This is a genomic window from Bacillus sp. FSL L8-0099, assembly GCF_038006385.1.
Taxonomy (GTDB): Bacteria; Bacillota; Bacilli; order Bacillales; family Bacillaceae_G; genus Bacillus_A; species Bacillus_A toyonensis.
In genome coordinates this window covers 2,025,757-2,047,205 of sequence record NZ_JBBOVC010000001.1, presented here as the reverse complement: position 1 = coordinate 2,047,205, position 21,449 = coordinate 2,025,757, and the positions used below count along the sequence as shown (strand labels likewise).

The following is a 21,449-nucleotide window of genomic DNA, read 5'->3' as shown; positions in this document are numbered from 1 at the left end:
TCTGGCTTCCTTTTAAATAAAAATAGATGAGGTGCGATTATGAACGGATATGTATATTTAGTTGGTGCAGGACCAGGTGATGAAGGGCTTATTACAAAAAAAGCGATAGACTGCTTAAAACGTGCAGATATCGTCTTATATGACCGCTTATTAAATCCTAGCTTTCTTCATTATACGAAAGAAACATGCGAACTTATTTATTGCGGAAAAATGCCGAAAAATCATACTATGCGACAAGAAATGATTAACGCCCACCTCCTTCAATTTGCGAAAGAAGGAAAAATCGTTGTACGCTTAAAAGGTGGAGATCCCTCTATTTTTGGTCGTGTTGGTGAAGAAGCAGAAACTTTAGCATCTGCGAACATTCCGTATGAAATTGTACCAGGTATTACATCTAGCATCGCCGCTAGTAGCTATGCAGGTATCCCCCTCACCCACCGTAACTACAGTAATAGCGTCACTTTACTAACTGGACATGCAAAAGGTCCTTTGACCGATTATGGAAAATATAATTCATCCCACAATAGCGACACAATCGCCTACTACATGGGTATAAAAAACTTACCTACCATTTGTGAAAACTTACTACAAGCAGGAAAAAAAGAAGATACACCCGTAGCAGTCATTGAATGGGGTACAACTGGGAAACAGCGCGTTGTCACAGGGACTCTAGCAACCATTGTTCATAACGTCAAAACCGAAAATATTTCTAACCCTTCCATGACGATTGTTGGTGATGTCGTTTCCTTACGTAATCAAATCGCTTGGAAAGAACGTAAACCATTACATGGTAAAAAAGTTTTATTTGCATCTGCAACAAATAAAACAAGTGTAATGAAGCATAGGTTACAAGAAATCGGTGCAGAAATATATCAAATTCCAACTTTCAAAAAGGAAGAATATACATTAACACTTGAACAAATCAATGAAATTTTTAACGTTGATCGCCTTGTTTTTTGTTCAGCTGAAAGTGTAGAAATCTTGATGCAAGCATGTAGTAAATACCAGAAAGATATTCGTTCCTTACAGGCAGAGCTGCAGCACATGAATGTTGCCACTCAAGAAAAACTTATGCAATATGGGCTACTAAGTAAACAAGCAAAGTTCTCTTCCGATACAACTGTTTATTTAGGCAGAAATATTAACCGAATTGCTTTTATTCAAGAGAAAATTGGTGCTGGCTCCTATATGATGACTCATGAGTATACAATTGATCATCGTTTCGATGAAGTTCATTCTCGTATACTTTCTGAATTCTCATGGGATAGCATTGTGTTTGAAGGGCGTGCCTCAATTGATACTTTTTTATCAGACATAAAACGACTTGGTTTTATTGATATTCTTACTCTTCCCTTCTCGTATACCGACGTTCCAACTTTACACTATGCGAATAAAGTCGGATTACATAATGTAGATGAGCAATTACAAGACATTATTATGAAGAAAGATTTGGTGCTACGATGAAAGGAATTGTATATGTTGGACACGGTAGTCGCCTGCAAGAAGGCAATGAACAATTTATTCGCTTTATTCAATCTGTCATGAAAGAACGTAACGAAAGAATTCAAAAAATAGCTTTTCTAGAACTAACAACACCTACCATTTCGGATGCAGTTACAGAAACAATACTAGAGGGAGCAACTGAAATAATGATTGTACCTGTTTTATTATTTGCAGCAGCTCACTATAAACGTGATATTCCTCTTGAAATAGAACAAATACAAAAGAAATACCCACATATAACATTTTCAGTTGTACCACCTTTTAGTACGCATCCACATATGGTTGAACTTGTAGCGAAAAGAATACGTGAAACTATTCCAATGCAAGGTAGTAGTATTTTACTCGTAGGAAGAGGCAGTAGTGACCCCCAGCCGATACATGAGTTACAACAAATCGGAGCAGCTGTCGAACGAAAACTCAGTATGCCAGTATCGTGCTCCTTTTTAACGAAAGGAACTCCCTCTTTTACTGCTGAGCTCAAGACTATAACATCGGCCGCATCCCATGTATATGTCATGCCGTACCTTCTCTTTACCGGATTATTGCTTCAAAAAATCAAATTGCATACAAAAAAATACGATCACGTTACGACTTGTAACTGCCTGAAGTTTGATACATATATGAAGTTGGCATTATTAGAGCGAATGGAGGAATGTGTGTATGTATAGCATGTACCCTCTAATGTTTAATCTACATAATAAAGTGGTCGTTATCATTGGTGGAGGTAAAATCGCATATCGAAAAGCGTCTGGATTAAAAGATACAGGCGCTTTCGTCACCGTTATTAGCCCAGAGATTTGCGAGGAAATGAAAGAACTTCCTTATATTACTTGGAAGCAAAAAACTTTTAGTAATGATGACATTAAAGATGCTCATCTTATTTATGCAGCTACAAATCATCATGCTATAAATATGATGGTCAAACAGGCCGCCCATGATTTTCAGTGGGTTAACGTTGTAAGTGATGGTACAGAATCATCGTTTCACACACCTGGCGTCATTCGAAATGATGAATATGTTATAACGATTTCAACTTCAGGTAAGGATCCATCGTTTACGAAGCGTTTGAAACTAGAGTTAACCTCTGTCCTTCCTAATCTTATAAAAAAACTTTCTCGTACACACAAATTATAATCTATTTCTTAGCTAAAATAGTAATTACCTTTGGACAAACGTTTTTTAGAAGCGTTTGTTCTTTTTGTTTTGGTTTCTTTTTTGAAACTGCACAAGCAATCTGCGAAGAAAATGAATGGTGTCGGCAACTTGTAAACAAGTAAATGTTATGATAACTGCAACATTACGAGCAACTCTTTCAATTCATTTTTTACATTGGATATTCATTCAACCAAATTAGCGCTTGTTCATAATCATCAAAAAATTTCACAGATTCTTTCGTATTGGATTGTTGTAAATAATTCAGTATCTCCCCTTCTTCAAGAAGAAATGCAATTGCCTTACTATGATTCAAAATGGTTTCATTGAAGAACTTATCCTTCCATACTTTTTGAACAGAAAAATGATTTGGCGTGTATCCTTTTCTATCTACCAATAATTTGTATTTCCGCCCCTCAGAAATAAATTGCTGACAAACCTGCTCAAAATCATTAAACCATTCATACACATCCTCTGTTTTAATCTGACCAATTAGATGGGTAACAATCAAATCTCCTGAAACTGTTGTGCTGATATTCTGTTTACTCAACTTGGAATCATCTCCCTTTGTTACAATTATGCGGGAAATTCTTATAAAATCAATAAAGATAAAATTCTTAAGTAATAAAACAACATTATTTACGAAAAGGCCCTTGTTATACATAAGACAATTCATTCTTGTTTGTTTAAGTAGAAAAAAGGATGCCTCTACTAGGCACCCTTTTTCTCTATTAATTATTCTTTAACATTACTAACAGCTTCTCTTGGCTATACATCCACACTGTAATGATTAAACAAGCAAGCGCTACTTCTGATAACGCCATAAATCCGATTGCATAATGACCTGTCAGTTGGAATAGTAATGTTAAAATTAATGGCGGGAAGAACCCTCCTAGTCCGCCTAAAGCTGACACAACACCATTTACAATCCCTGCTTGCTCAGAGAAGTACATTGGCACAAGCTTGAAGATTGTACCATTGCCAATACCTGCACAAAATGCGACTAGTAAGCAACCAAATGTGTATACGTTCATGCTTGGCATAAATGATAGGATAATACCTGAAAGTGTTAAACCGATAAATACGAAGATTAATATTTTAAATGGATTAAATTTATCACCGAGCCAACCACCAATCGGGCGTATAATTGTTGCTAATACGATGAAGCCAGCTGTCCGCATACCTGCATCTACTTTCTCTAATCCGAAGTGAGATACTAAAAAGTTTGGTAAGTATACTGTAAATGCAACAAATGATCCGAATGTTAAAAAGTAAAAGATACATAAAAACCAAAGTTTTTCATTTTTATATACACCTTTTATTTGTTCCATTAATGGTGTATTCACCTTTTTTTCTTTATGATCGCCTAATAAAAAGTTCATAAGTGCAAATGCTGCAAGTAAAATTAAATAACACTGTACTGTCGTTCTCCAGCCAACTGAAGTTGCAATAACAGGTGCTAAAAATGAAGTAATTGCTGTTCCAGCGTTACCCACTCCGTAAATACCATTTACAAAACCGTGGCTCTCTTTTGGAAAGTACTTTGGTAAAGAAGTTACTCCTACAGAGAATACAGCACCACCAATCCCTACAAATAAGCCACCAATAATTAAATCCATCATAGAATTGGCAACACTAATGTAAAAGACAGGGAATAATAAAAGAATAAAACTAATAAAGAATAATTTTCTTGCTCCGTAACGATTCGTCCAATAACCAATTGGAATGCGAAGAATAGAACCTAAAATAACCGGTACTGCTGTTACCATAGAAATTTGTCCCGCAGTTAATGGAATATCTGCTTTAATATAGGGCATTAATGATGATAAAATGACCCATACCATAAAACCGATAACTAGATTAGAAGTTTGTAAACTTAATTGAAAATTAGGACTTTTCATCCTGTTCCCTCCTATGTATGCATAGTTATATTCATTCTCTCGAGCCTAATCACGTCCTAACATGATTAGGCTGAAAAGAATCAACCACCACTTACTGGCGGAATCATTGCTACGACATCGCCAGTTTGAATGATGTCATCCTCATTTGCGTATTCTTCATTTACGGCGACCATTATCTCGTTTGAAATTGCTACATTGTATTTCTTAATCAGAACTTCCTTTAGTTCAGAAACTGAAATATTTTCACAATCTATTTGCAAGACCGACTTACTTGCTTCTTCTTGCAAATGTGCAAATAATAGTACTTCAATCATGTTCTCATCTCCTTTTCAGGCTCGCCATTACCATATGCTATCTTCTCTAACTGATCCCCTATCCACGACTCACCATCTTCCCAAAACTCTTTCTTCCAAATCGGAACAATTTGTTTTATACGCTGCATAATATATTCATTCGCCTCATAGGCCGCTTTCCGGTGTGGTGTAGAAACAGCAACAACAACAGCAAGATCAGAAATTTGTAATGTACCAATGCGATGTGTAATTGCCATATATGTCCCAGGCCACTTCGCTTCTACTTCAGCACCAATTTTCTCAAGCTGTTTTTCCGCCATTGTCTTATAAGCTACATACTCTAAATAAAGCGTGCGACGTCCTTTCGTAAATTCTCTGACAGTACCAATAAAAGTAGTAACCGCACCGCACTCACGGCGAATTACTTTACTTGTAACATCTTCAATTGAAATAGGAGTATCAATTACTTCATAATACGTATGTGTCATCTTGCACCTCTTATCTTTGTATAAATTAGCAATCTATTTTTCTGTTACTTGTATGATCGAAGCGGCTCTTCCCACGGCCACTCACTTCCGGCGTTTGATTCTAATAACAGTACCGAAACGGTTATTCCTGCTTCAAATCCTCTCGTTCCTCCCGGCAGAACGATACATGCATTCGCTTCTGCAAGTGAAGAAATTGCGCTAGATTTATCTAAACCGACTGGTGTAACTTGTAATTGGCCATCTACAAATTCTACATTCCCTCTTACAAAACGAGTAAACGGATTTGCTTTCGGAAAGTCTTTCTGTAAAATTGCTTCTGCTCGATATAAGTGCGAATCTTTCCTGTGCAAGTATGTTCCAATGACTGGTCGAACATATAATTCACATCCGACATAACAAGCAGAAGGATTACCAGATAGACCAAATAATAATTTTCCTTCTAGCTCAGCGACAGTTGTCACACTTCCTGGTCGCATCGCTATTTTATTGAAAAGTACATTTGCTTGTAATCTCTCATAAATAGCAGGTAAATAGTCATAGTCTCCTACTGAAACGCCACCAGTTGTAATTAATATATCAACTTCTTTTATCGCTTTTTTTACAATGTTATAACACGTCTCAAAATCGTCAGCGAATTGTCCATAATACTGTACAACTCCGCCCGCTCGTTCAATTTGAGCAGCGATCATATAGGAGTTACTATTTCGAATCTTCCCTTCTTTCAGTTGTTCATGTACTTCAAGTAGTTCACTCCCTGTCGTTACAATTCCAATAACCGGTTGTCTTACAACATGCACGGAACTATAACCAAACGTAGCAAGCAATGCCGCTACTCCAGGGTTAATAGAAGTCCCTTTTTTCACAAGTATGGCATTTTGTTTTACATCTTCTCCTTGAAAAGAAATGTTATCACCAGAAGTGAAAGAGCGTTTTAATTTCATATAAGTCTTTTTGTTTTCTTCAAACCCTTCCGTTAGTTCTAACATAACAACAGCATTACATCCCGCTGGAATTGCGGCTCCTGTCATAATACGTACAGCTTGAAATGCTTTTACTTCCTCTTTAAAAACAAAACCTGCTCCAATTTCACCTATCACTTCAAACTGAATTGGGTTACTGCTACTTGCTTCTTTTGTATCTTCTGCTCGAATCGCAAATCCGTCGTACGGAGAGCGATCAAAATGCGGAACATCATGATCTGCAACAACATCTTCTCCGAGGATTCTTCCGTAACTTTCGGTAAGAGAAACCTTTTCCATTTCACCTTGATAGGCATATTCCATTACACGTGCAACTGCTTCTGCCACTGAGATTGGTGTACGTTTTTCTAACATTCTTTTTCACCTCGTTTTGATAAGAAGAAACTCTCTTTCTGTTCATCCTATATATTTTGCGTATAACCGTTTTGCCATTTTCATATCATTAGTCCCATGAATAAACGCTCTGCCGTCTGTAAATAACACAAAACGATATTCATCTACTAGAAAGGATAGTAAATATGGAGTTTTTTTGACATTCACACTTTTTTGTAAGCGCTTTTGAATTTCTTCTAAATTAAGAATTATTTTTATTCCTGGACGGATTTGAACTGTATTCCGCCCGCATAGCACTTCCGTTTTCATCTGTGCTTCAAATGTTAAACTTGGATACGTGCGTACATTCCCACAAGATGGACATGTACTTTTTTTCTGCCTATTTACTTTTAATGAGAGATATTGATTGTTCCAAATATCAAATGATAACATTGTTCCTCTTAACGCCTCAAAATCATCCACCAATATTTTCATCGCTTCTGTTACTTGGTGAGCAACAACCATTTGTACCGCTGGCTGAATGATTCCGGCTGTATCGCATGTTGCACCGCCCATAGGATGATCCATTAAGCAGCGAAAACATGGTGTTTCTCCAGGAAGAATCGTATACGTTACGCCGTAACTTCCAATGCATCCACCGTATATCCAAGGTATATTTTCTTTTTGTGAAATATCATTTATAAGTAGGCGCGTATCAAAATTATCAGTCGCATCTACTATAAGATCTGCTTCTTTTGTTAACTCTTCCATTTCTTGCATTGTAACATCCGTTACAACAGGTACAATTTCTACTTCAGAATTAATTTTTCTTAAATGCTCTGCCGCTGCAATTGCTTTCGGTTTACACTGCTGTGCATCTTCTTCTGTATATAACTGTTGTCTTTGTAAATTACTCCATTCAACGTAGTCACGGTCAGCAATTGTCAATTTCCCAATTCCCATCCTAACGAGCGCTTCTGCATTCGCAGCTCCTAGTGCACCCGCACCGATTAGGAGCACATGCTTTTCTTTTATTTTTCTTTGTCCCATTTCACCAATTCCAGAAAACAATACTTGCCTTGAATAACGCTCTTGCATAGGGAACCCTCCTTTCGTTATCCACCAATGTAAGACATTTCTACTTTTGGACGTTTATTTGCACTTTCTGCTGTTCTTTCATCTGAATACCGATCTTTTCTAAACTCCCATGTATGTTGTAGAATTTTTAATAGTGATGCATCAGAAATATTTTCTCGAAGAAGCGTTCGCAAATCCGTTCCTTTCATTCCAAATAGGCATGTAAAAAACTTTCCGTCTGCCGAAATACGAGCTCTCGTACAAGAAGAACAAAATGACTCAGAAACAGAAGTAATAAAGCCAACTTCTGCATCGCTCCCTACATATCGATACACTTTAGCTACTTCTCCAAAGTAACGAGGCTGGGCGGGCTCAATCGGATATACACGATTAATTTTTTCTATTAATTGTTCCTTCGTAATGACTTGTTCAAAGTTCCAGCCGTTCGTACTGCCCACATCCATAAACTCGATAAAACGTAGCTGAATTTCTTGTTCTTTAAAATACTGAGCCATAGGAAGAATTTGACTATCATTCATCCCTTTTTTTACGACCATATTTACTTTCACTTCTAATCCAGCTGCCTTCGCTGCTTCAATCCCTTTCAATACAGGTTTTGTGCTTACATTTCGGCCATTTATTTTTTTGAAAACGTGATCCTCTATCGCATCTAAACTAATATTTACACGTTTTAATCCCGCAACTTTTAGCGCCTTAGCTTGTTTTGCTAAATGAATACCGTTTGTTGTGAGTCCAATATCTGTTAAGCCTTCTAGCTTTGCAAGCCTTGCAATTAACTTTGGTAAATCTTTACGCAATAAAGGTTCACCGCCAGTAAGTCTAATTTTATTGACTCCCATACTTATAAATAATCTAGCTAATCTTTCTATTTCATCGAATGTTAATAAAAACTCTTCCTGTAAAAAAGCATAATCAGATCCGAACACTTCGGCTGGCATACAGTATGTACACCTAAAATTACAACGATCAATAACTGAAATACGTAAATCTTGAAGTGGCCGCTCTAACGAATCCCTCATCTTCTCGTGCATCTATATCCCTTCTTTTCTACTGCAATCCTTAGTAGGTTTCATATTTTTTATTTGCCTTTATTATAAAAAAGAAGCTACATATTCAATGTGACTTTTCTCACATTACTTTCCCCATTCAAAAATTCTTCACAAATCCGTTCGAATTTTGTTCACATCTTTAGTCTCATCTACTTTACATATTGAATTTTTTTTGGTTATCTTTTCAACTAAAAACTTATACTCATTTACCCCTTTACTTCCATTAACTCTTAAAACATATTAATTTATTTTCCCGTACGGTCATTGAAATTTCACTTTTTTTTTAAATAGCTCTTGCATTTTCATCATACTTACACTCAAAATAGGAAATGTATTGCTTATAAGAAGAAAGGTGATCGCTGTGGCAAACAGTATGACATTATCTCAAGATTTAAAGGAATTACTTGCATCTGTTGAATATAAAATGCAGATAAAAAAAGGAAGTTTTATTTTTCAAGAAGGTATGGAAGCAACAGAACTCTATATCATCCACTCAGGAAAAGTACAAATTAGTAAACTAAGTGCTGACGGACAAGAATTAACACTCCGTATTTGTTCGGCATACGACATTATTGGCGAATTAACATTATTCACGGACAATGCGAAGTATTTATTAAATTCAAAATGCCTTGAAGATGTTGAAGTAGGAGTAATAAAGCGTGAAACCTTAGAAAAAGCATTACTCCAAAAACCCGCACTTGTATTTGAATTTATGAAATGGATTAGTGAACATTTAAGAAGAATGCAAACGAAGTTCCGCGATTTAGTATTACACGGCAAAAAAGGTGCCCTGTATTCTACTCTCATACGAATGACAAATAGTTATGGTGTGTTAAAGGAAAATGGTATTCTCATCGATTTACCATTAACGAATCAAGAACTTGCGAACTTCTGTGCAACTTCCCGTGAAAGCGTAAATCGAATGTTAAATGATTTGAAAAAAAAGGGTACGATTTCTATTACTAAAGGAAAGATTACAATTCATGATTTACAATTTTTAAAATGTGAAATTGCTTGTGAAGATTGTTCTACCTCTGTTTGTAGCATTGATTAGCATCTTATTTAGATGCTAATCTTTTTTCATATTACGTTACTTTTTCATTATAACGTACACGGTTATTCCCCTATATTAATAAAAACGAGGCCTTCCATATTAGACCTCGTTTCGTTTTAGCTGCTATTTGTTCAAAGCGTTATTATTTTTTCAATTCATTAGGAATACGTCTTCTGTAAATTACATAACTACGGCTTAAGTATTTAATTGGAGCACTAAATACATGTACAAGTCTAGTGAACGGCCATACTGCGAATAGACCCATCGCTGCAATAATATGAATTTTAAACCATACAGGCACTTCCATCATATATTCAACTTTCGGTTGGAAAATAAAGAGACTTCGGAACCAAGGACCGATCGTTGTACGATAATCAAACCCTTTTGAGTCGATATTTAAAAATGTTGAGGAAAGTCCTGCCAGCATAACGATAAGTAATAAAATAAGCGCAATATAATCTCCCGTTGTACTCGTTGCAATGATGCGTTTTACGGTTACACGGCGATACGTTAATATAATTAAACCGATGATAGAAGCAACACCTGCCGGAAGTCCGAAACTAATTGCTACTACATGATACATATGTTCAGAAATACCTATTGAACGGTATACGGACTCTGGAATTAAAATCCCCATAACATGACCGCCAATTACGAACATGATCCCAAAGTGGAATAATAGACTTCCGGCCCGGAGCATTTTCTTCTCTAATAGTTCACTAGATTTTGATGTCCATCCAAATTGATCATAGTTGTATCTGAAAATATGTCCACCGATAAAGATTGCAAAAATGATATAGGGAAACAACACCCATAGAAATTGATCCATCATTTTGACAACTCTCCTTTCTAATTTGTCTGTACACCCCATGTATCGATAGCGAGGAGAATAGCTGCAAGAATTGGTTCATACATACTATCAGCTTCTTTTAATTGAACGTGCAATGCTTGTATATTTTCCTTGTATTTACTCATAATTGGCTCACTATCTTGCTCATTTGCATTTGCAAAAAACTCAAGCAAAAGCGGTAAATAATCCGGTAGTTCTTTATCTGTTACTTCAAAACCAGATTTTTTATAATGCTGTTTTAACTCTAATAATTCAATACCTCTTTCTCTTTGTTCACCTGTGTTCATATAAGTTAAATACATATTTGTCTTTTTACCAAAATCAAATGTATATACGTAACGATCAATTAATTGATCGTTCGTTTTATCTAGTGCTTGTTTTATAAACGCTGTAAGTGCTGCTTTAACGTCTTCTTGTTCAATTGCTTCAATCTCTTCTTGTACTTCAGTTAAAGCTTCTCCCCACCCAAGTTCCGGATAGGAGAGAAGAAAAGAAGAACAAGAAAAAGCAGTTTGTAAACTTTGTTTCATCATTTTCCGCCCCCTTTATTTAAGAAATTGTCATGCAAGACCCTGGCCCACCTGCGAAGGATAAACCACAGCTTCCTTGTTCACTATATAAATCAGCAACTTGTTCACGGTGAGTGCCCGGAATGACGAAGCGATCTTTATATTTCGCGATAGCAAGAAGACGATACATATCTTCTACATCCTGTTTCGTTAAACCAATTTCTTTTAATACTGCTTCATTTGGTTCTTTATTAATTTGCAATGCTCTCATATGCGTCCGCATGACAGCCATTTTTTTCAACGTAAGACGAATGTGGGATTCATCTCCTGCAGTGAGTAGGTTCGCTAAATATTGAATTGGAATACGCATATTATCGATAGCAGGGAAAATCTCTTCTGCTTGCCAGTTACTTCCTTTCCCTTCCACCATATTCATAATCGGGCTAAGCGGTGGGATATACCAAACCATTGGCATTGTACGGTACTCTGGATGAAGAGGCAGAGCAATTTTCCAATCGATAATCATTTTATAGATCGGTGACTCTTGTGCTGCTTTAATCCATTCTTCAGGAATGCCTTGTTTTTTCGCTTCAGCTGCTACTTCTGGATCATTTGGATCTAGGAAAACAGTAAGCTGAGATTCATATAAATCTTTTTCATCTTCAACAGAAGCTGCTTCTTTCACTTTGTCAGCGTCATATAGCATTACCCCAATATACCTGATACGCCCTACACATGTTTCCGAACAAATCGTTGGCATACCAGCTTCAATACGCGGGAAACACATTGTACATTTTTCTGCTTTATTCGTTTGCCAGTTAAAATACACTTTTTTATATGGACAAGAAGATACGCAGAACCTCCAAGCACGACATGCATTTTGATCCACAAGAACAATCCCATCTTCTTCACGTTTATACATCGCACCAGATGGACAAGAAGATACGCAAGATGGATTCATACAATGTTCGCATATGCGTGGTAAATACATCATAAAGACATTTTCAAAATCTGTTTTAATTTCTTCTTCCATTTTCTTTACGTTCGGATCTTGCAATCCTGTTATATGTCCACCAGCTAAATCATCTTCCCAGTTTGGACCCCATTCAATTTTGTCGATAAATTCGCCTGTAATTGCTGATTTCGGACGAGCAACTGGTTGATGCTTACGCTGCGGGCTATTTGTTAATGTTTCATAATCATAGTTCCAAGGTTCAAAGTAATCGTCGATGGTTGGTTGATCTGGATTGTGGAAAATATTCATAAGGCGTTTCATTTTCGAACCTGATTTCAGCTGAATTTCACCATTTCTCAATTCCCAGCCGCCTTTATATTTCTCTTGATCTTCCCATTGTTTCGGATAACCAATTCCAGGTTTCGTTTCTACGTTATTGAAGTACATATATTCAGCACCTGGACGATTTGTCCAGGTGTTTTTGCATGTTACGCTACAAGTATGGCAGCCGATGCATTTATCTAGGTTCATTACCATTCCGACTTGTGCTTTAATCTTCAAGCCAATCTACCTCCTTCAGTTTACGAATTACAACATTTAAGTCACGCTGATTCCCAGTCGGACCATAGTAGTTAAATCCATAGCTTAATTGGCCATATCCACCAATCATATGTGTTGGTTTAACATGAATACGGGTTGGACTATTATGTGTTCCCCCGCGGGTGCTTGTTAATTTCGTACCAGGCACGTTAATGTGGCGATCTTGTGCATGGTGCATAAATGCCATCCCTCTCGGTATACGGTGCGTTACGACAGCACGTGCTACAACAACACCGTTACGGTTAAAGCACTCGATCCAATCATTATCTGCGACGCCAGCTTCATTCGCATCATCTTTATTCATCCAAACAGTTGGACCACCTCTAAATAGCGTTAACATCGGTAATGAATCGAAGTACATACTATGAATCGACCACTTATTATGCGGTGTTAAATAGTTTAGTGTAATTTCTTTTCCTTCTACTTCGGGACGTGATTTTCGGAACGGTTTATGTTGCAGAATTGGTTTAAATGTTGCCATCGTTTCACCGAATTCTTTCATCATGTCATGATCTAAGTAGAAAGATTGTCGACCCGTTATCGTTCTCCAAGGAATAAGACGTTCCACATTTGTTGTAAATGGTGAATAACGGCGTCCACCTTTTTCAGAACCTGTAAAGGCTGGAGAAGTAATTACTGTTTTCGGCTGTGCTGTAATTTGTTCGAATGTGAAGCATTCTTCTTCACGTTCTTCTGCTAAATCACGCAGTTTTAAATCCGTTTGTTTTTCAAGTGCTTCCCATGCTTTTACAGCCATATGACCGTTTGTTGTCGAAGAAAGCGTTAATACCGCCTCAGCAGCATTGATTGCTTCTTTTATGTCTGGGCAACCTTTCGCAATAGAATCCGTTCGAACAACTCCTAATTTGCTCTTTAATTGCTCATACTCTTTTTCTGCTGACCAAGAAATACCTTTCGTACCAATTGGTTGTTTTCCAGCATTTGGTCCTAGTGCAGTCATCTTGTCATAAATCGTTTTATAATCCCTTTCGACAACATGAATTTGTGGCATCGTTTTACCCGGTATTGGTTCACACTCACCTTTACTCCAGTCTTTAATCTTGCCAAGTGGTTGCGCTAATTCTTGCGGTGTATCGTGAAGAAGTGGTGTTGCAACGACTTCTTTCATTGGTTCAAGGTCGATTTTCTTCGCTAAATCTGACACAGCTTTAGAAAGAGCGGTGAAAATATCCCAATCAGAGCGTGCTTCCCACGGTGAACCGATTGCTGGATTAAATGGATGTACAAATGGATGCATATCCGTACTGCTTAAATCATGCTTTTCATACCAAGTCGAAGCAGGTAAGACGATGTCAGAATAGAGCGCTGTTCCAGCCATACGGAAATCTAAATTAATGAGTAGATCAAGCTTCCCTTCTGGTGCTTCTTCATGCCACTTAATTTCTTCTGGTCGCAACGAATCACTATCGTCATTCATTAATCCATTTGTTGTGCCTAATAAATGTTTTAAGAAATATTCGTGGCCTTTACCAGAACTTGAAATTAAGTTGGCACGCCATACGAATAAGTTGCGCGGGAAGTTGTTTTTATTATCTGGATCTTCAATCGCAAATTTTAGTTCTTTTTCTTTTAGTTTTTGTGCAACGTATTTTCCGATTTCTTCTTGCGTTGTTGCACCAGCAGCAACAGCTTCTTTATATAATTCAATTCCATTTTTCTCGAATGTTGGATAAGAAGGTAACCAGCCAAGTCGTGCCGCTAATACGTTGTAATCACCGTGATGTTGATAACGAGAGTTGCCCTCAATTGGTGATGCTAAATGTCCAACCGGTGTATCTTCATAACGCCATTGATCTGTTACGAAATAGAAGAAAGATGTACCATTTTGTAATTTCGGTGGCCCTTGCCAATCTTTTGCCATCGCGATTGTTTGCCATCCTTCTGCTGGTCGTAATTTTTCTTGACCGACATAATGCGCCCAACCGCCACCGTTTACGCCTTGTGCTCCAACGAGAAGAACAAGGTTTAAAACTGCGCGATAAATCGTATCAGAATTAAACCAATGGTTAATACCGGCCCCTACAATAATCATCGAGCGCCCATCCGTATCAACTGCGTTTTGTGCAAACTCACGAGCAATTTGAATAATAAGCTCTCGTTTCACTCCTGTCATTTTCTCTTGCCATGCAGGTGTAAATGGTACATCATCATTGAAGTCTTTCGGCTCTTGTCCGCCGAGCCCTCGGTTCACACCGTAATTTGCCAACGTTAAGTCGTATACAGTTGTAACGAACACTTCGCCTTCTTCTGTCATAATTTTTTTCACTGGAATTGTACGTTCCAATACTTTATTTCCATCATCTGAGAAGTACGGAATTTGTACCGTTCCCACAGCGTCTTCCATTCCAAGTAAAGAAAGACGTGGATCAATCTTTTCACCTGTTTGTTCATCTTCTAAACGCAAGTTCCATTTCTTTTCATTATCCCAACGTGACCCCATTGTGCCGTGAGGTGTTGCAAAATCTTTCGTGTTCTCGTTCCAAAGAACAGGCTTCCATTCTCCTAACTTTGTTTCTCGTCCAATATCAGTAGCATTTAAGAAACGATCAGCGACGAATTGATCTCCTTTTTGTTTCAATGTGACAAAGAAAGGAAAATCAGTATATTGCTTCGCATACTTTGTGAAGTATTCCACTTGATTATCTACGTAAAATTCTTGTAAAATCACATGCCCCATTGCCATCGCAAGTGCACCGTCTGTACCTTGTTTCACACTAATCCAATCATCCGCAAATTTTGTAGACTCAGCGAAGTCAGGACTGACAGAAACAACTTTCGTTCCTTTATATCGAACTTCGGCTAAAAAGTGTGCATCTGGCGTTCTCGTCATCGGTACATTTGAACCCCATGTCATAATGTAACCAGAGTTATACCAATCGCTACTTTCTGGTACATCTGTTTGATCACCCCAAATTTGTGGAGAAGCTGGTGGTAAATCCGCGTACCAATCATAGAAGCTAAGCATCGGCCCGCCCATAAGTTGCATAAAGCGGCTACCCGCTGCATGACTTAACATCGACATAGCTGGAATTGGTGAAAAACCAACATTTCGGTCTGGGCCGTATTTAATGATTGTGTAAAGTAACGAAGCAGAAACGAGTTGTAATACTTCATCCCAATTCGCACGAATAAATCCACCTTTACCACGCGCCTGCTTATACTTACGTGCTTTTTCAGGGTTTTCCACAATACTTTTCCAAGCATCTAGTGGTGAATCATTATTTTGTAATTCTTCTTGCCACATACTCCAAAGAACACCACGTACATACGGATATTTCACACGAAGTGGACTATAAATGTACCAAGAAAAACTTGCTCCACGCGGACATCCTCGTGGTTCAAAATCCGGCATATCAGGACCTGTCGTTGGATAGTTAAGCTCCTGCCCTTCCCAAGTTACAATTCCATCTTTTACATAAATGTTCCAACTACATGAACCAGTGCAGTTCACGCCGTGTGTAGAACGAATTACTTTATCATGCTGCCAGCGTTTTCTGTACACATTTTCCCATTCACGATCTTCATATGTTTCTTGTGTATGATTATCGTTATAACGATCTATTGGTGAAAAATATTTTAAACGTCTCATTAGTGCTGAAGGTTTTTTCTTCATCATGTTCACTCCTTTAATACGTCTCTCTTACATACCCTTACTATAAAAGAGGTTGTAAAATACAGATGTGACATTTCGCACAGTTCAAGAGATTGTCATAAATTCATTTGGAAACCGGTTTACGGGGAAACATTTATAAATAAAGATTACTTTGTTTTGTTGTGAAGATTTCGGTCAGCCGTGAGCTTATTAGGAAAATAGCATTTTGAGGATTCACCTTTTTTTGCATAAGAAAAAACGCAGGAGAGATTCCTACGTTTTTATATAAAGTGAAACTTTAATCAGTGGAGGTTTTGTTCGTCCCCCACTGATTATCAGCCCACAAATAGCGAGATATAACTATAAATCATTATTTACGGTATTGTTCTTATTTACGGAAACAATTATACTAAATGTTATCCGTACATATAATCTGAATATTCATAAAATTACGAGTAGGATTTCCTTTTTGGACATAGAAATTATAAAGTATCTCACCATGATTTTTTAACATTTACGTTTTTTCCTATTTATATAAGTTCTCACTATGAACTTATATACACCATTCCTACTTGCCTCTTAGATTACTATTATACTGCATTAAAATGAAGGGACTCCTTTTCTTTAACATAAAAATGAATTAGAAAAGATAATAAAATTAGGAGGATTACGATGGCCCGTCTTGATTCATTACATCCCATTATAGAAAAAATAATCAACAATATTGAAAAATTAATGGTCGGAAAACGAAAAGAAACGATTTTAACCATGACAGCTCTTTTAGCTGAAGGTCATGTACTATTAGAAGATGTTCCTGGCGTTGGGAAAACAATGCTAGTACGCACTCTTTCTAAATCCATTGACGCCGATTACAAGCGGATTCAATTCACACCTGATTTACTGCCGTCAGATGTAACAGGTGTTTCTATTTATAATCCAAAAGAACTCCAATTTGAGTTCAAGCCTGGACCAATTATGGGGAATTTTGTACTTGCTGATGAAATTAATCGTACATCCCCAAAGACACAATCTGCCTTACTTGAAAGTATGGAAGAAGGCACTATCACAATAGATGGCATTACAAGATCGTTACCAAAACCTTTCTTTGTCATGGCTACACAAAACCCGGTCGAATATGAAGGAACATATCCTTTACCAGAAGCTCAACTCGATCGTTTCTTGTTGAAGCTAACAATGGGATATCCTACACCAGAAGAAGAATTTGAAATTTTAAACCGGATGGAAAAAACAAACCCACTCTCCCATTTACAAGCTATTACAACAATAAAAGAATTACTTTATTTACAACAAAGCGTAAGGGAAGTAAGTATGGACAAAGCAATCAAGCATTACATTGTAAAGCTTGTTAATCAGACTCGTTCTTATAGTTCTATACAGCTAGGTGCAAGTCCACGTGGCTCAATTGCTTTAATGAAAGCTTCACAAGCTTATGCATTCATCCATGGCAGAAATTATGTTATTCCAGACGATGTTAAATTTTTAGCTCCTTACGTTTTAGCTCACAGACTCATTCTAAAAATGGAAGCAAGATTTGAAGGAATAACAGGAGAACAAGTTATCTCCAAAATCGTTGCACGAACTACCGTGCCGACTCAAAGGACGAAGAACCTTTGATGAAGCGACTACTACGAGCACTATATCACGTTACAAAGTTATCACTAATCCCTTTATGCGTAGTCTTAACATTTGTGTATGCTATGCTTCAAGGAGGATTTGTAAGTTGGTTTTTGTTTTACAGTACGATTCCTATTGGCCTTTATTCACTACTACTCCCCTTCTACGCTTTACGGGACGCTGAAGTAAAACGAATAACAAACCAAAACAAATATGCAGCAGGAGAACAGTTTGTAAGCACGATTACAATAAAAAGAAAACTTCCTTTTCCCTTACTTTATTTAGTTATAGAAGATGAACTGCCACCACCATTTACAAGTTGTAAACAAGCAAAGATGAATAAGGTCATACTCTTTCCAGGATTGAAACGAAATATTTCGTTTCAATATGTTATTGATACAATCCCTAGAGGAGAGCACATTTTTTCAAGCGTACGTGTCAAAACTGGCGATCTATTCGGTATGATAGAGAAAGAAGTAACTTTTTCAGTTCCAGATACATTTTTAGTCTATCCCCAGTATGTAGATATAGCGTATCGACAATTGGAAAATTATTTCGAACAAGGGGCGCTTTCAGCAAATATACATTCAGCAAAAGACTCTACAGTATCTGTCGGCGTCAGAGACTATAAACCTGGTGACCGCTTTTCATGGATTGATTGGAAAGCAACTGCACGAACAAACAATATTATGACGAAAGAGTTTGAACAACAGCGTAGCCATAATATCATGATATTCATGGACAGAACTGAGTCCCCTCTATTCGAATCAGTCGTAACGTTTACTGCCTCTATTGTAAGGGCTGTCTTGAAGCAAAATTCACCAGCGTCATTCGTGTCTGTCGGAAAAGAACGAACTATTTTCCCTTTAGACAATGGAGATACCCAGTTGCAACAAATCTTTTGTCATTTAGCGAAAGTACATGCAGACAGTGTATCCCCCCTCTCTCAGAGTGTAGAAATGGAATTAAGAAAAATGTATCAGCCCGTAACGATTATACTCGTGACAAGCGATCTTTCTCCCGATATTCAAAAGGCGGCTGACTGTGCTGCTATAAAAAATAGAAAATTAATGGTGTTTGTCGTGAAAGAAAAAGCAAATCAACTCTCACATCGAGAGCTAAGTATTCTAGAAACTCTACAAAAACGAAAAACATTTGTAAATGTGGCTTATGGAAACCAGTATACAAACGTGTTTTTTGAGGTGAGCAAATGATAACATTACAGGCAAAAAAACAATTGGATATGACTAAATTTTTCATGCATGCATGCGCATTTCTACTTTTATTAGAATGGCTAAGACCCCTTATAGGTATTACAAACGTAGGTAGATTAGATATTTTTGTAATATTTATAGGGATTTGCTTCACTCTCTCTTTTTTTCAAACAAGGTGGCAAATTCCTATAAAGACCATCACGATTTTATTCATCATTCATTTCCTATATTATAAAAATGCTTTTATAAATCCATCTTGGCTAACGAAATTTTTTACTGATATTTCTCAAAATTCCTCCCTGTTGTTCCAGGGGAATTTGCTAGATATTTCTCCAGTTTTTCCAACAGTTTTATTTTTTCTATCATTTTGGTTTTTGAGTTCTTTCATCTCTTTTTGGATGATTCATAAAAAACGTGGATTGTTATTTCTTGTATTGACTATTATTTATATCACAACTTTTCATAACTTACATTTATACAATGCAAACTACGCTATTATTCGTACTGTTGTCATCGGCTTTTTTATGCTTAGTCTTCTTCGAATAGAACGAATAAAAGAGATGGAACACTTACAAAATTATGCTAGAGAAATCTCAAAATTACTTAGACCTCTTACAATATTTATTGTATTGTCAGCAACCATCGCATACTTTGCTCCAAAATTCGGCCCTCAATGGCCAAACCCAATGAATTTTTTAAAATTCAACACATCCGAAGCGAGTAAAAAACAAGAAGTTTCTACAATTGGGTATGGTTTAGATGACTCGAGATTAGGTGGTCCTTTTCAGGCTGATCCTACAATTGTTTTCACAGCACAAACGCAAAACAAACAATATTGGAGAGTAGAAACGAAAGATTTTTATACAGGAAAAGGCTGGGAAGTTTCTGAAAATCAAAAAAAGATTTCTTTTAAAAGTAAAAACGACGTCGTGAGCTGGTACGAACAAAATACAAAAACGGAGACAACAAAGGCAACAATAAACATGCAAAAAAGTTATCCGCACCTTACCTATCCAGCAGGGTTAATATCAGTTGAGGCTTCCTCAGATGTATCATACAGCGTTGACCCATTTTCCGAAAAAATCTATACGATGCACGGAGACTCCTCTACTACTTTACATTCATATAAAGTAACGTATGAGATCCCGGAAGTTCCCATAGAAAACTTGAAAGCTGTAAACACGAATGAAGGTCAAGAAACAAATCCTTATTTCATGACAAAGTACACACAACTTCCCGAATCATTACCACAGCGAGTAAAAGACTTGGCTGTCAATCTTACAAATGATAAAGACAACCGGTATGATAAAGTATTAGCTATTGAAAATTACTTCGCAGACAACTCTTTTACATACGAATCAACGAATGTCTTGTACCCTGCCAAAAGTCAAGATTATGTAGATCAATTCCTTTTCGATACAAAAAGCGGCTACTGTAATAATTTTTCGACGTCTATGATCGTGTTACTTCGTTCTGCTGGGATTCCTGCTCGCTGGGTAAAAGGTTATACAGAAGGAACTCTTGACAATACACTTGCCTCTGCAGAAGGTCAGGATATTTATAAAATCACGAACGATAACGCACACTCTTGGGTCGAAGTATATTTCCCAGGATACGGATGGATTCCATTCGAACCAACAAAAGGATTTACCAATCCCTATAATTTTATAAATACTACGCCTGCTCCTATTTCACAAAATAGCGAAGCAAATAATTCTAATAACCAGCAAATACATCAACGAAATAATGAAGCAAAACTTAAAAGTTTAATAGAAAATACAGAAGAAACTTCTACTAAAAAGGTCACAAATTCTAAAACTAGTTTTTCTTGGTGGTACGTATTCCTCTCTACGATACCAATTAGTATCATCGGATACATTCTCTTCACTACTAGAATGAAATGGATTACATTTTTTATTATTCTTTTCTATAAATACCGAAAAGATGATGTTGTTTATCAAAAAGCTTACGGCGCACTTTTAAAACAATTTGCGAGAATTGGCATACCACGGGGGGAAAGTCAAACATTCCGAGAATACGCTCTCCGCATCGATACACTTTACAACTCGGCCGATATGCAACAACTTACTTTCAGTTATGAGAACGCTATGTATCAAAACGGACAGACCGCAGCCGAATGGAAGAAATCCGTACACTTATGGGAAGTGCTTATGAAAAAAGCAGCTTCTCTACCTAAATCAAATGAATTCGATACAGTGATTTAATCTTGATCATGTGAGTTT

The 21,449-nt window shown here is 37.1% G+C and carries 18 protein-coding genes; 7 read left to right on the top strand and 11 right to left on the bottom strand.

The features are described 5' to 3' along the window. The first annotated feature begins 39 nt into the window (after nt 1–39). From MHH42_RS10550 to MHH42_RS10540, 3 genes are read left to right on the top strand one after another with little or no spacing between them, the layout of a single operon-like run. A complete protein-coding gene (locus MHH42_RS10550) occupies nt 40–1,464 on the top strand; it encodes a uroporphyrin-III C-methyltransferase (protein ID WP_340893341.1) in 1,425 nt (474 codons plus the stop codon). Beyond that, complete coding sequence (locus tag MHH42_RS10545) at nt 1,461–2,171, top strand: sirohydrochlorin chelatase (RefSeq protein WP_000676483.1); 711 nt, start codon at nt 1,461–1,463, stop codon at nt 2,169–2,171. Before MHH42_RS10550 ends, MHH42_RS10545 begins: the two co-directional genes overlap by 4 nt. Next, nucleotides 2,164–2,637, top strand: coding sequence for a precorrin-2 dehydrogenase (locus MHH42_RS10540; RefSeq protein WP_087969093.1), 474 nt, complete (start codon nt 2,164–2,166; stop codon nt 2,635–2,637). Before MHH42_RS10545 ends, MHH42_RS10540 begins: the two co-directional genes overlap by 8 nt. Before the next feature lie 190 nt (nt 2,638–2,827). On the opposite strand, the gene MHH42_RS10535 is transcribed toward MHH42_RS10540, so the two are convergent. From MHH42_RS10535 to moaA, 7 genes are all read right to left on the bottom strand, one after another. Then, nucleotides 2,828–3,331 (bottom strand): STAS/SEC14 domain-containing protein, encoded by a 504-nt coding sequence (locus MHH42_RS10535; RefSeq protein WP_371399468.1) that lies wholly within the window; start codon nt 3,329–3,331, stop codon nt 2,828–2,830. Nucleotides 3,332–3,386: 55 nt separating this feature from the next. Then, nucleotides 3,387–4,556 (bottom strand): nitrate transporter NarK, encoded by a 1,170-nt coding sequence (gene narK / locus MHH42_RS10530; protein WP_340893336.1) that lies wholly within the window; start codon nt 4,554–4,556, stop codon nt 3,387–3,389. 80 nt (nt 4,557–4,636) lie between these two features. Next, a complete protein-coding gene (gene moaD, locus MHH42_RS10525; RefSeq protein ID WP_000573668.1) occupies nt 4,637–4,870 on the bottom strand; it encodes a molybdopterin converting factor subunit 1 in 234 nt (77 codons plus the stop codon). After that, the gene (locus MHH42_RS10520) at nt 4,867–5,337 is read right to left on the bottom strand and encodes a molybdenum cofactor biosynthesis protein MoaE (protein WP_097954732.1); all 471 of its coding nucleotides are present in this window, start codon (nt 5,335–5,337) and stop codon (nt 4,867–4,869) included. Before MHH42_RS10520 ends, moaD begins: the two co-directional genes overlap by 4 nt. A gap of 44 nt (nt 5,338–5,381) precedes the next feature. Further along, nucleotides 5,382–6,671: a molybdopterin molybdotransferase MoeA gene (locus MHH42_RS10515; RefSeq protein WP_340893333.1), complete on the bottom strand. Its 1,290-nt coding sequence runs from the start codon at nt 6,669–6,671 to the stop codon at nt 5,382–5,384. A 42-nt stretch (nt 6,672–6,713) separates the two neighbouring features. Continuing rightward, nucleotides 6,714–7,727 carry a molybdopterin-synthase adenylyltransferase MoeB gene (locus tag MHH42_RS10510; protein WP_340893330.1) on the bottom strand — a complete coding sequence of 338 codons (1,014 nt, stop codon included), beginning with the start codon at nt 7,725–7,727 and terminating at the stop codon, nt 6,714–6,716. Between the two features lie 17 nt (nt 7,728–7,744). Further along, complete coding sequence (moaA, locus tag MHH42_RS10505; RefSeq protein WP_340893329.1) at nt 7,745–8,758, bottom strand: GTP 3',8-cyclase MoaA; 1,014 nt, start codon at nt 8,756–8,758, stop codon at nt 7,745–7,747. Nucleotides 8,759–9,137: 379 nt separating this feature from the next. On the opposite strand from moaA, the gene MHH42_RS10500 reads away from it, so the two are divergent. Then, nucleotides 9,138–9,830 carry a Crp/Fnr family transcriptional regulator gene (locus MHH42_RS10500; RefSeq protein WP_000013862.1) on the top strand — a complete coding sequence of 231 codons (693 nt, stop codon included), beginning with the start codon at nt 9,138–9,140 and terminating at the stop codon, nt 9,828–9,830. 142 nt (nt 9,831–9,972) lie between these two features. Here the strand turns inward: MHH42_RS10500 and narI are convergent, their stop codons facing one another. The 4 genes from narI to MHH42_RS10480 are packed head-to-tail and all read right to left on the bottom strand — an operon-like array spanning nt 9,973 to nt 16,381. Beyond that, a complete protein-coding gene (narI, locus tag MHH42_RS10495) occupies nt 9,973–10,662 on the bottom strand; it encodes a respiratory nitrate reductase subunit gamma (RefSeq protein ID WP_000969188.1) in 690 nt (229 codons plus the stop codon). A 17-nt stretch (nt 10,663–10,679) separates the two neighbouring features. Beyond that, nucleotides 10,680–11,210, bottom strand: a complete 531-nt coding sequence (narJ, locus tag MHH42_RS10490) for a nitrate reductase molybdenum cofactor assembly chaperone (RefSeq protein WP_033661276.1) — start codon at nt 11,208–11,210, stop codon at nt 10,680–10,682. Nucleotides 11,211–11,229: 19 nt separating this feature from the next. Beyond that, nucleotides 11,230–12,705, bottom strand: a complete 1,476-nt coding sequence (gene narH / locus MHH42_RS10485) for a nitrate reductase subunit beta (RefSeq protein ID WP_000692707.1) — start codon at nt 12,703–12,705, stop codon at nt 11,230–11,232. After that, a complete protein-coding gene (locus tag MHH42_RS10480) occupies nt 12,695–16,381 on the bottom strand; it encodes a nitrate reductase subunit alpha (protein ID WP_170958105.1) in 3,687 nt (1,228 codons plus the stop codon). The genes narH and MHH42_RS10480 overlap by 11 nt, the downstream gene beginning before the upstream one ends. Before the next feature lie 648 nt (nt 16,382–17,029). Between MHH42_RS10480 and MHH42_RS10475 the strand changes: the two genes are divergently transcribed. The 3 genes from MHH42_RS10475 to MHH42_RS10465 are packed head-to-tail and all read left to right on the top strand — an operon-like array spanning nt 17,030 to nt 21,431. Further along, nucleotides 17,030–17,992: an AAA family ATPase gene (locus MHH42_RS10475; RefSeq protein WP_340893326.1), complete on the top strand. Its 963-nt coding sequence runs from the start codon at nt 17,030–17,032 to the stop codon at nt 17,990–17,992. Further along, on the top strand, nt 17,992–19,206 hold the full coding sequence (locus MHH42_RS10470) for a DUF58 domain-containing protein (protein WP_340894728.1): 1,215 nt from the start codon (nt 17,992–17,994) through the stop codon (nt 19,204–19,206). Before MHH42_RS10475 ends, MHH42_RS10470 begins: the two co-directional genes overlap by 1 nt. Continuing rightward, nucleotides 19,203–21,431, top strand: a complete 2,229-nt coding sequence (locus tag MHH42_RS10465; RefSeq protein WP_340893324.1) for a transglutaminase TgpA family protein — start codon at nt 19,203–19,205, stop codon at nt 21,429–21,431. Before MHH42_RS10470 ends, MHH42_RS10465 begins: the two co-directional genes overlap by 4 nt. Nucleotides 21,432–21,449: the final 18 nt, after the last annotated feature.

Excerpts from the sequence above, each read along its gene's own strand:
- moaD (WP_000573668.1), bottom strand. The coding sequence starts at position 4,870 with ATGATTGAAGTACTATTATTTGCACATTTGCAAGAAGAAGCAAGTAAG.
- narJ (WP_033661276.1), bottom strand. The coding sequence starts at position 11,210 with ATGAAACAAAGTTTACAAACTGCTTTTTCTTGTTCTTCTTTTCTTCTC.
- MHH42_RS10475 (WP_340893326.1), top strand. The coding sequence starts at position 17,030 with ATGGCCCGTCTTGATTCATTACATCCCATTATAGAAAAAATAATCAAC.
- narK (WP_340893336.1), bottom strand. The coding sequence starts at position 4,556 with ATGAAAAGTCCTAATTTTCAATTAAGTTTACAAACTTCTAATCTAGTT.
- MHH42_RS10550 (WP_340893341.1), top strand. The coding sequence starts at position 40 with ATGAACGGATATGTATATTTAGTTGGTGCAGGACCAGGTGATGAAGGG.
- narI (WP_000969188.1), bottom strand. The coding sequence starts at position 10,662 with ATGATGGATCAATTTCTATGGGTGTTGTTTCCCTATATCATTTTTGCA.
- MHH42_RS10465 (WP_340893324.1), top strand. The coding sequence starts at position 19,203 with ATGATAACATTACAGGCAAAAAAACAATTGGATATGACTAAATTTTTC.
- MHH42_RS10470 (WP_340894728.1), top strand. The coding sequence starts at position 17,992 with ATGAAGCGACTACTACGAGCACTATATCACGTTACAAAGTTATCACTA.
- MHH42_RS10520 (WP_097954732.1), bottom strand. The coding sequence starts at position 5,337 with ATGACACATACGTATTATGAAGTAATTGATACTCCTATTTCAATTGAA.
- MHH42_RS10540 (WP_087969093.1), top strand. The coding sequence starts at position 2,164 with ATGTATAGCATGTACCCTCTAATGTTTAATCTACATAATAAAGTGGTC.
- MHH42_RS10545 (WP_000676483.1), top strand. The coding sequence starts at position 1,461 with ATGAAAGGAATTGTATATGTTGGACACGGTAGTCGCCTGCAAGAAGGC.
- moaA (WP_340893329.1), bottom strand. The coding sequence starts at position 8,758 with ATGCACGAGAAGATGAGGGATTCGTTAGAGCGGCCACTTCAAGATTTA.
- MHH42_RS10515 (WP_340893333.1), bottom strand. The coding sequence starts at position 6,671 with ATGTTAGAAAAACGTACACCAATCTCAGTGGCAGAAGCAGTTGCACGT.
- MHH42_RS10535 (WP_371399468.1), bottom strand. The coding sequence starts at position 3,331 with ATGAATTGTCTTATGTATAACAAGGGCCTTTTCGTAAATAATGTTGTT.
- MHH42_RS10480 (WP_170958105.1), bottom strand. The coding sequence starts at position 16,381 with ATGATGAAGAAAAAACCTTCAGCACTAATGAGACGTTTAAAATATTTT.
- MHH42_RS10510 (WP_340893330.1), bottom strand. The coding sequence starts at position 7,727 with ATGCAAGAGCGTTATTCAAGGCAAGTATTGTTTTCTGGAATTGGTGAA.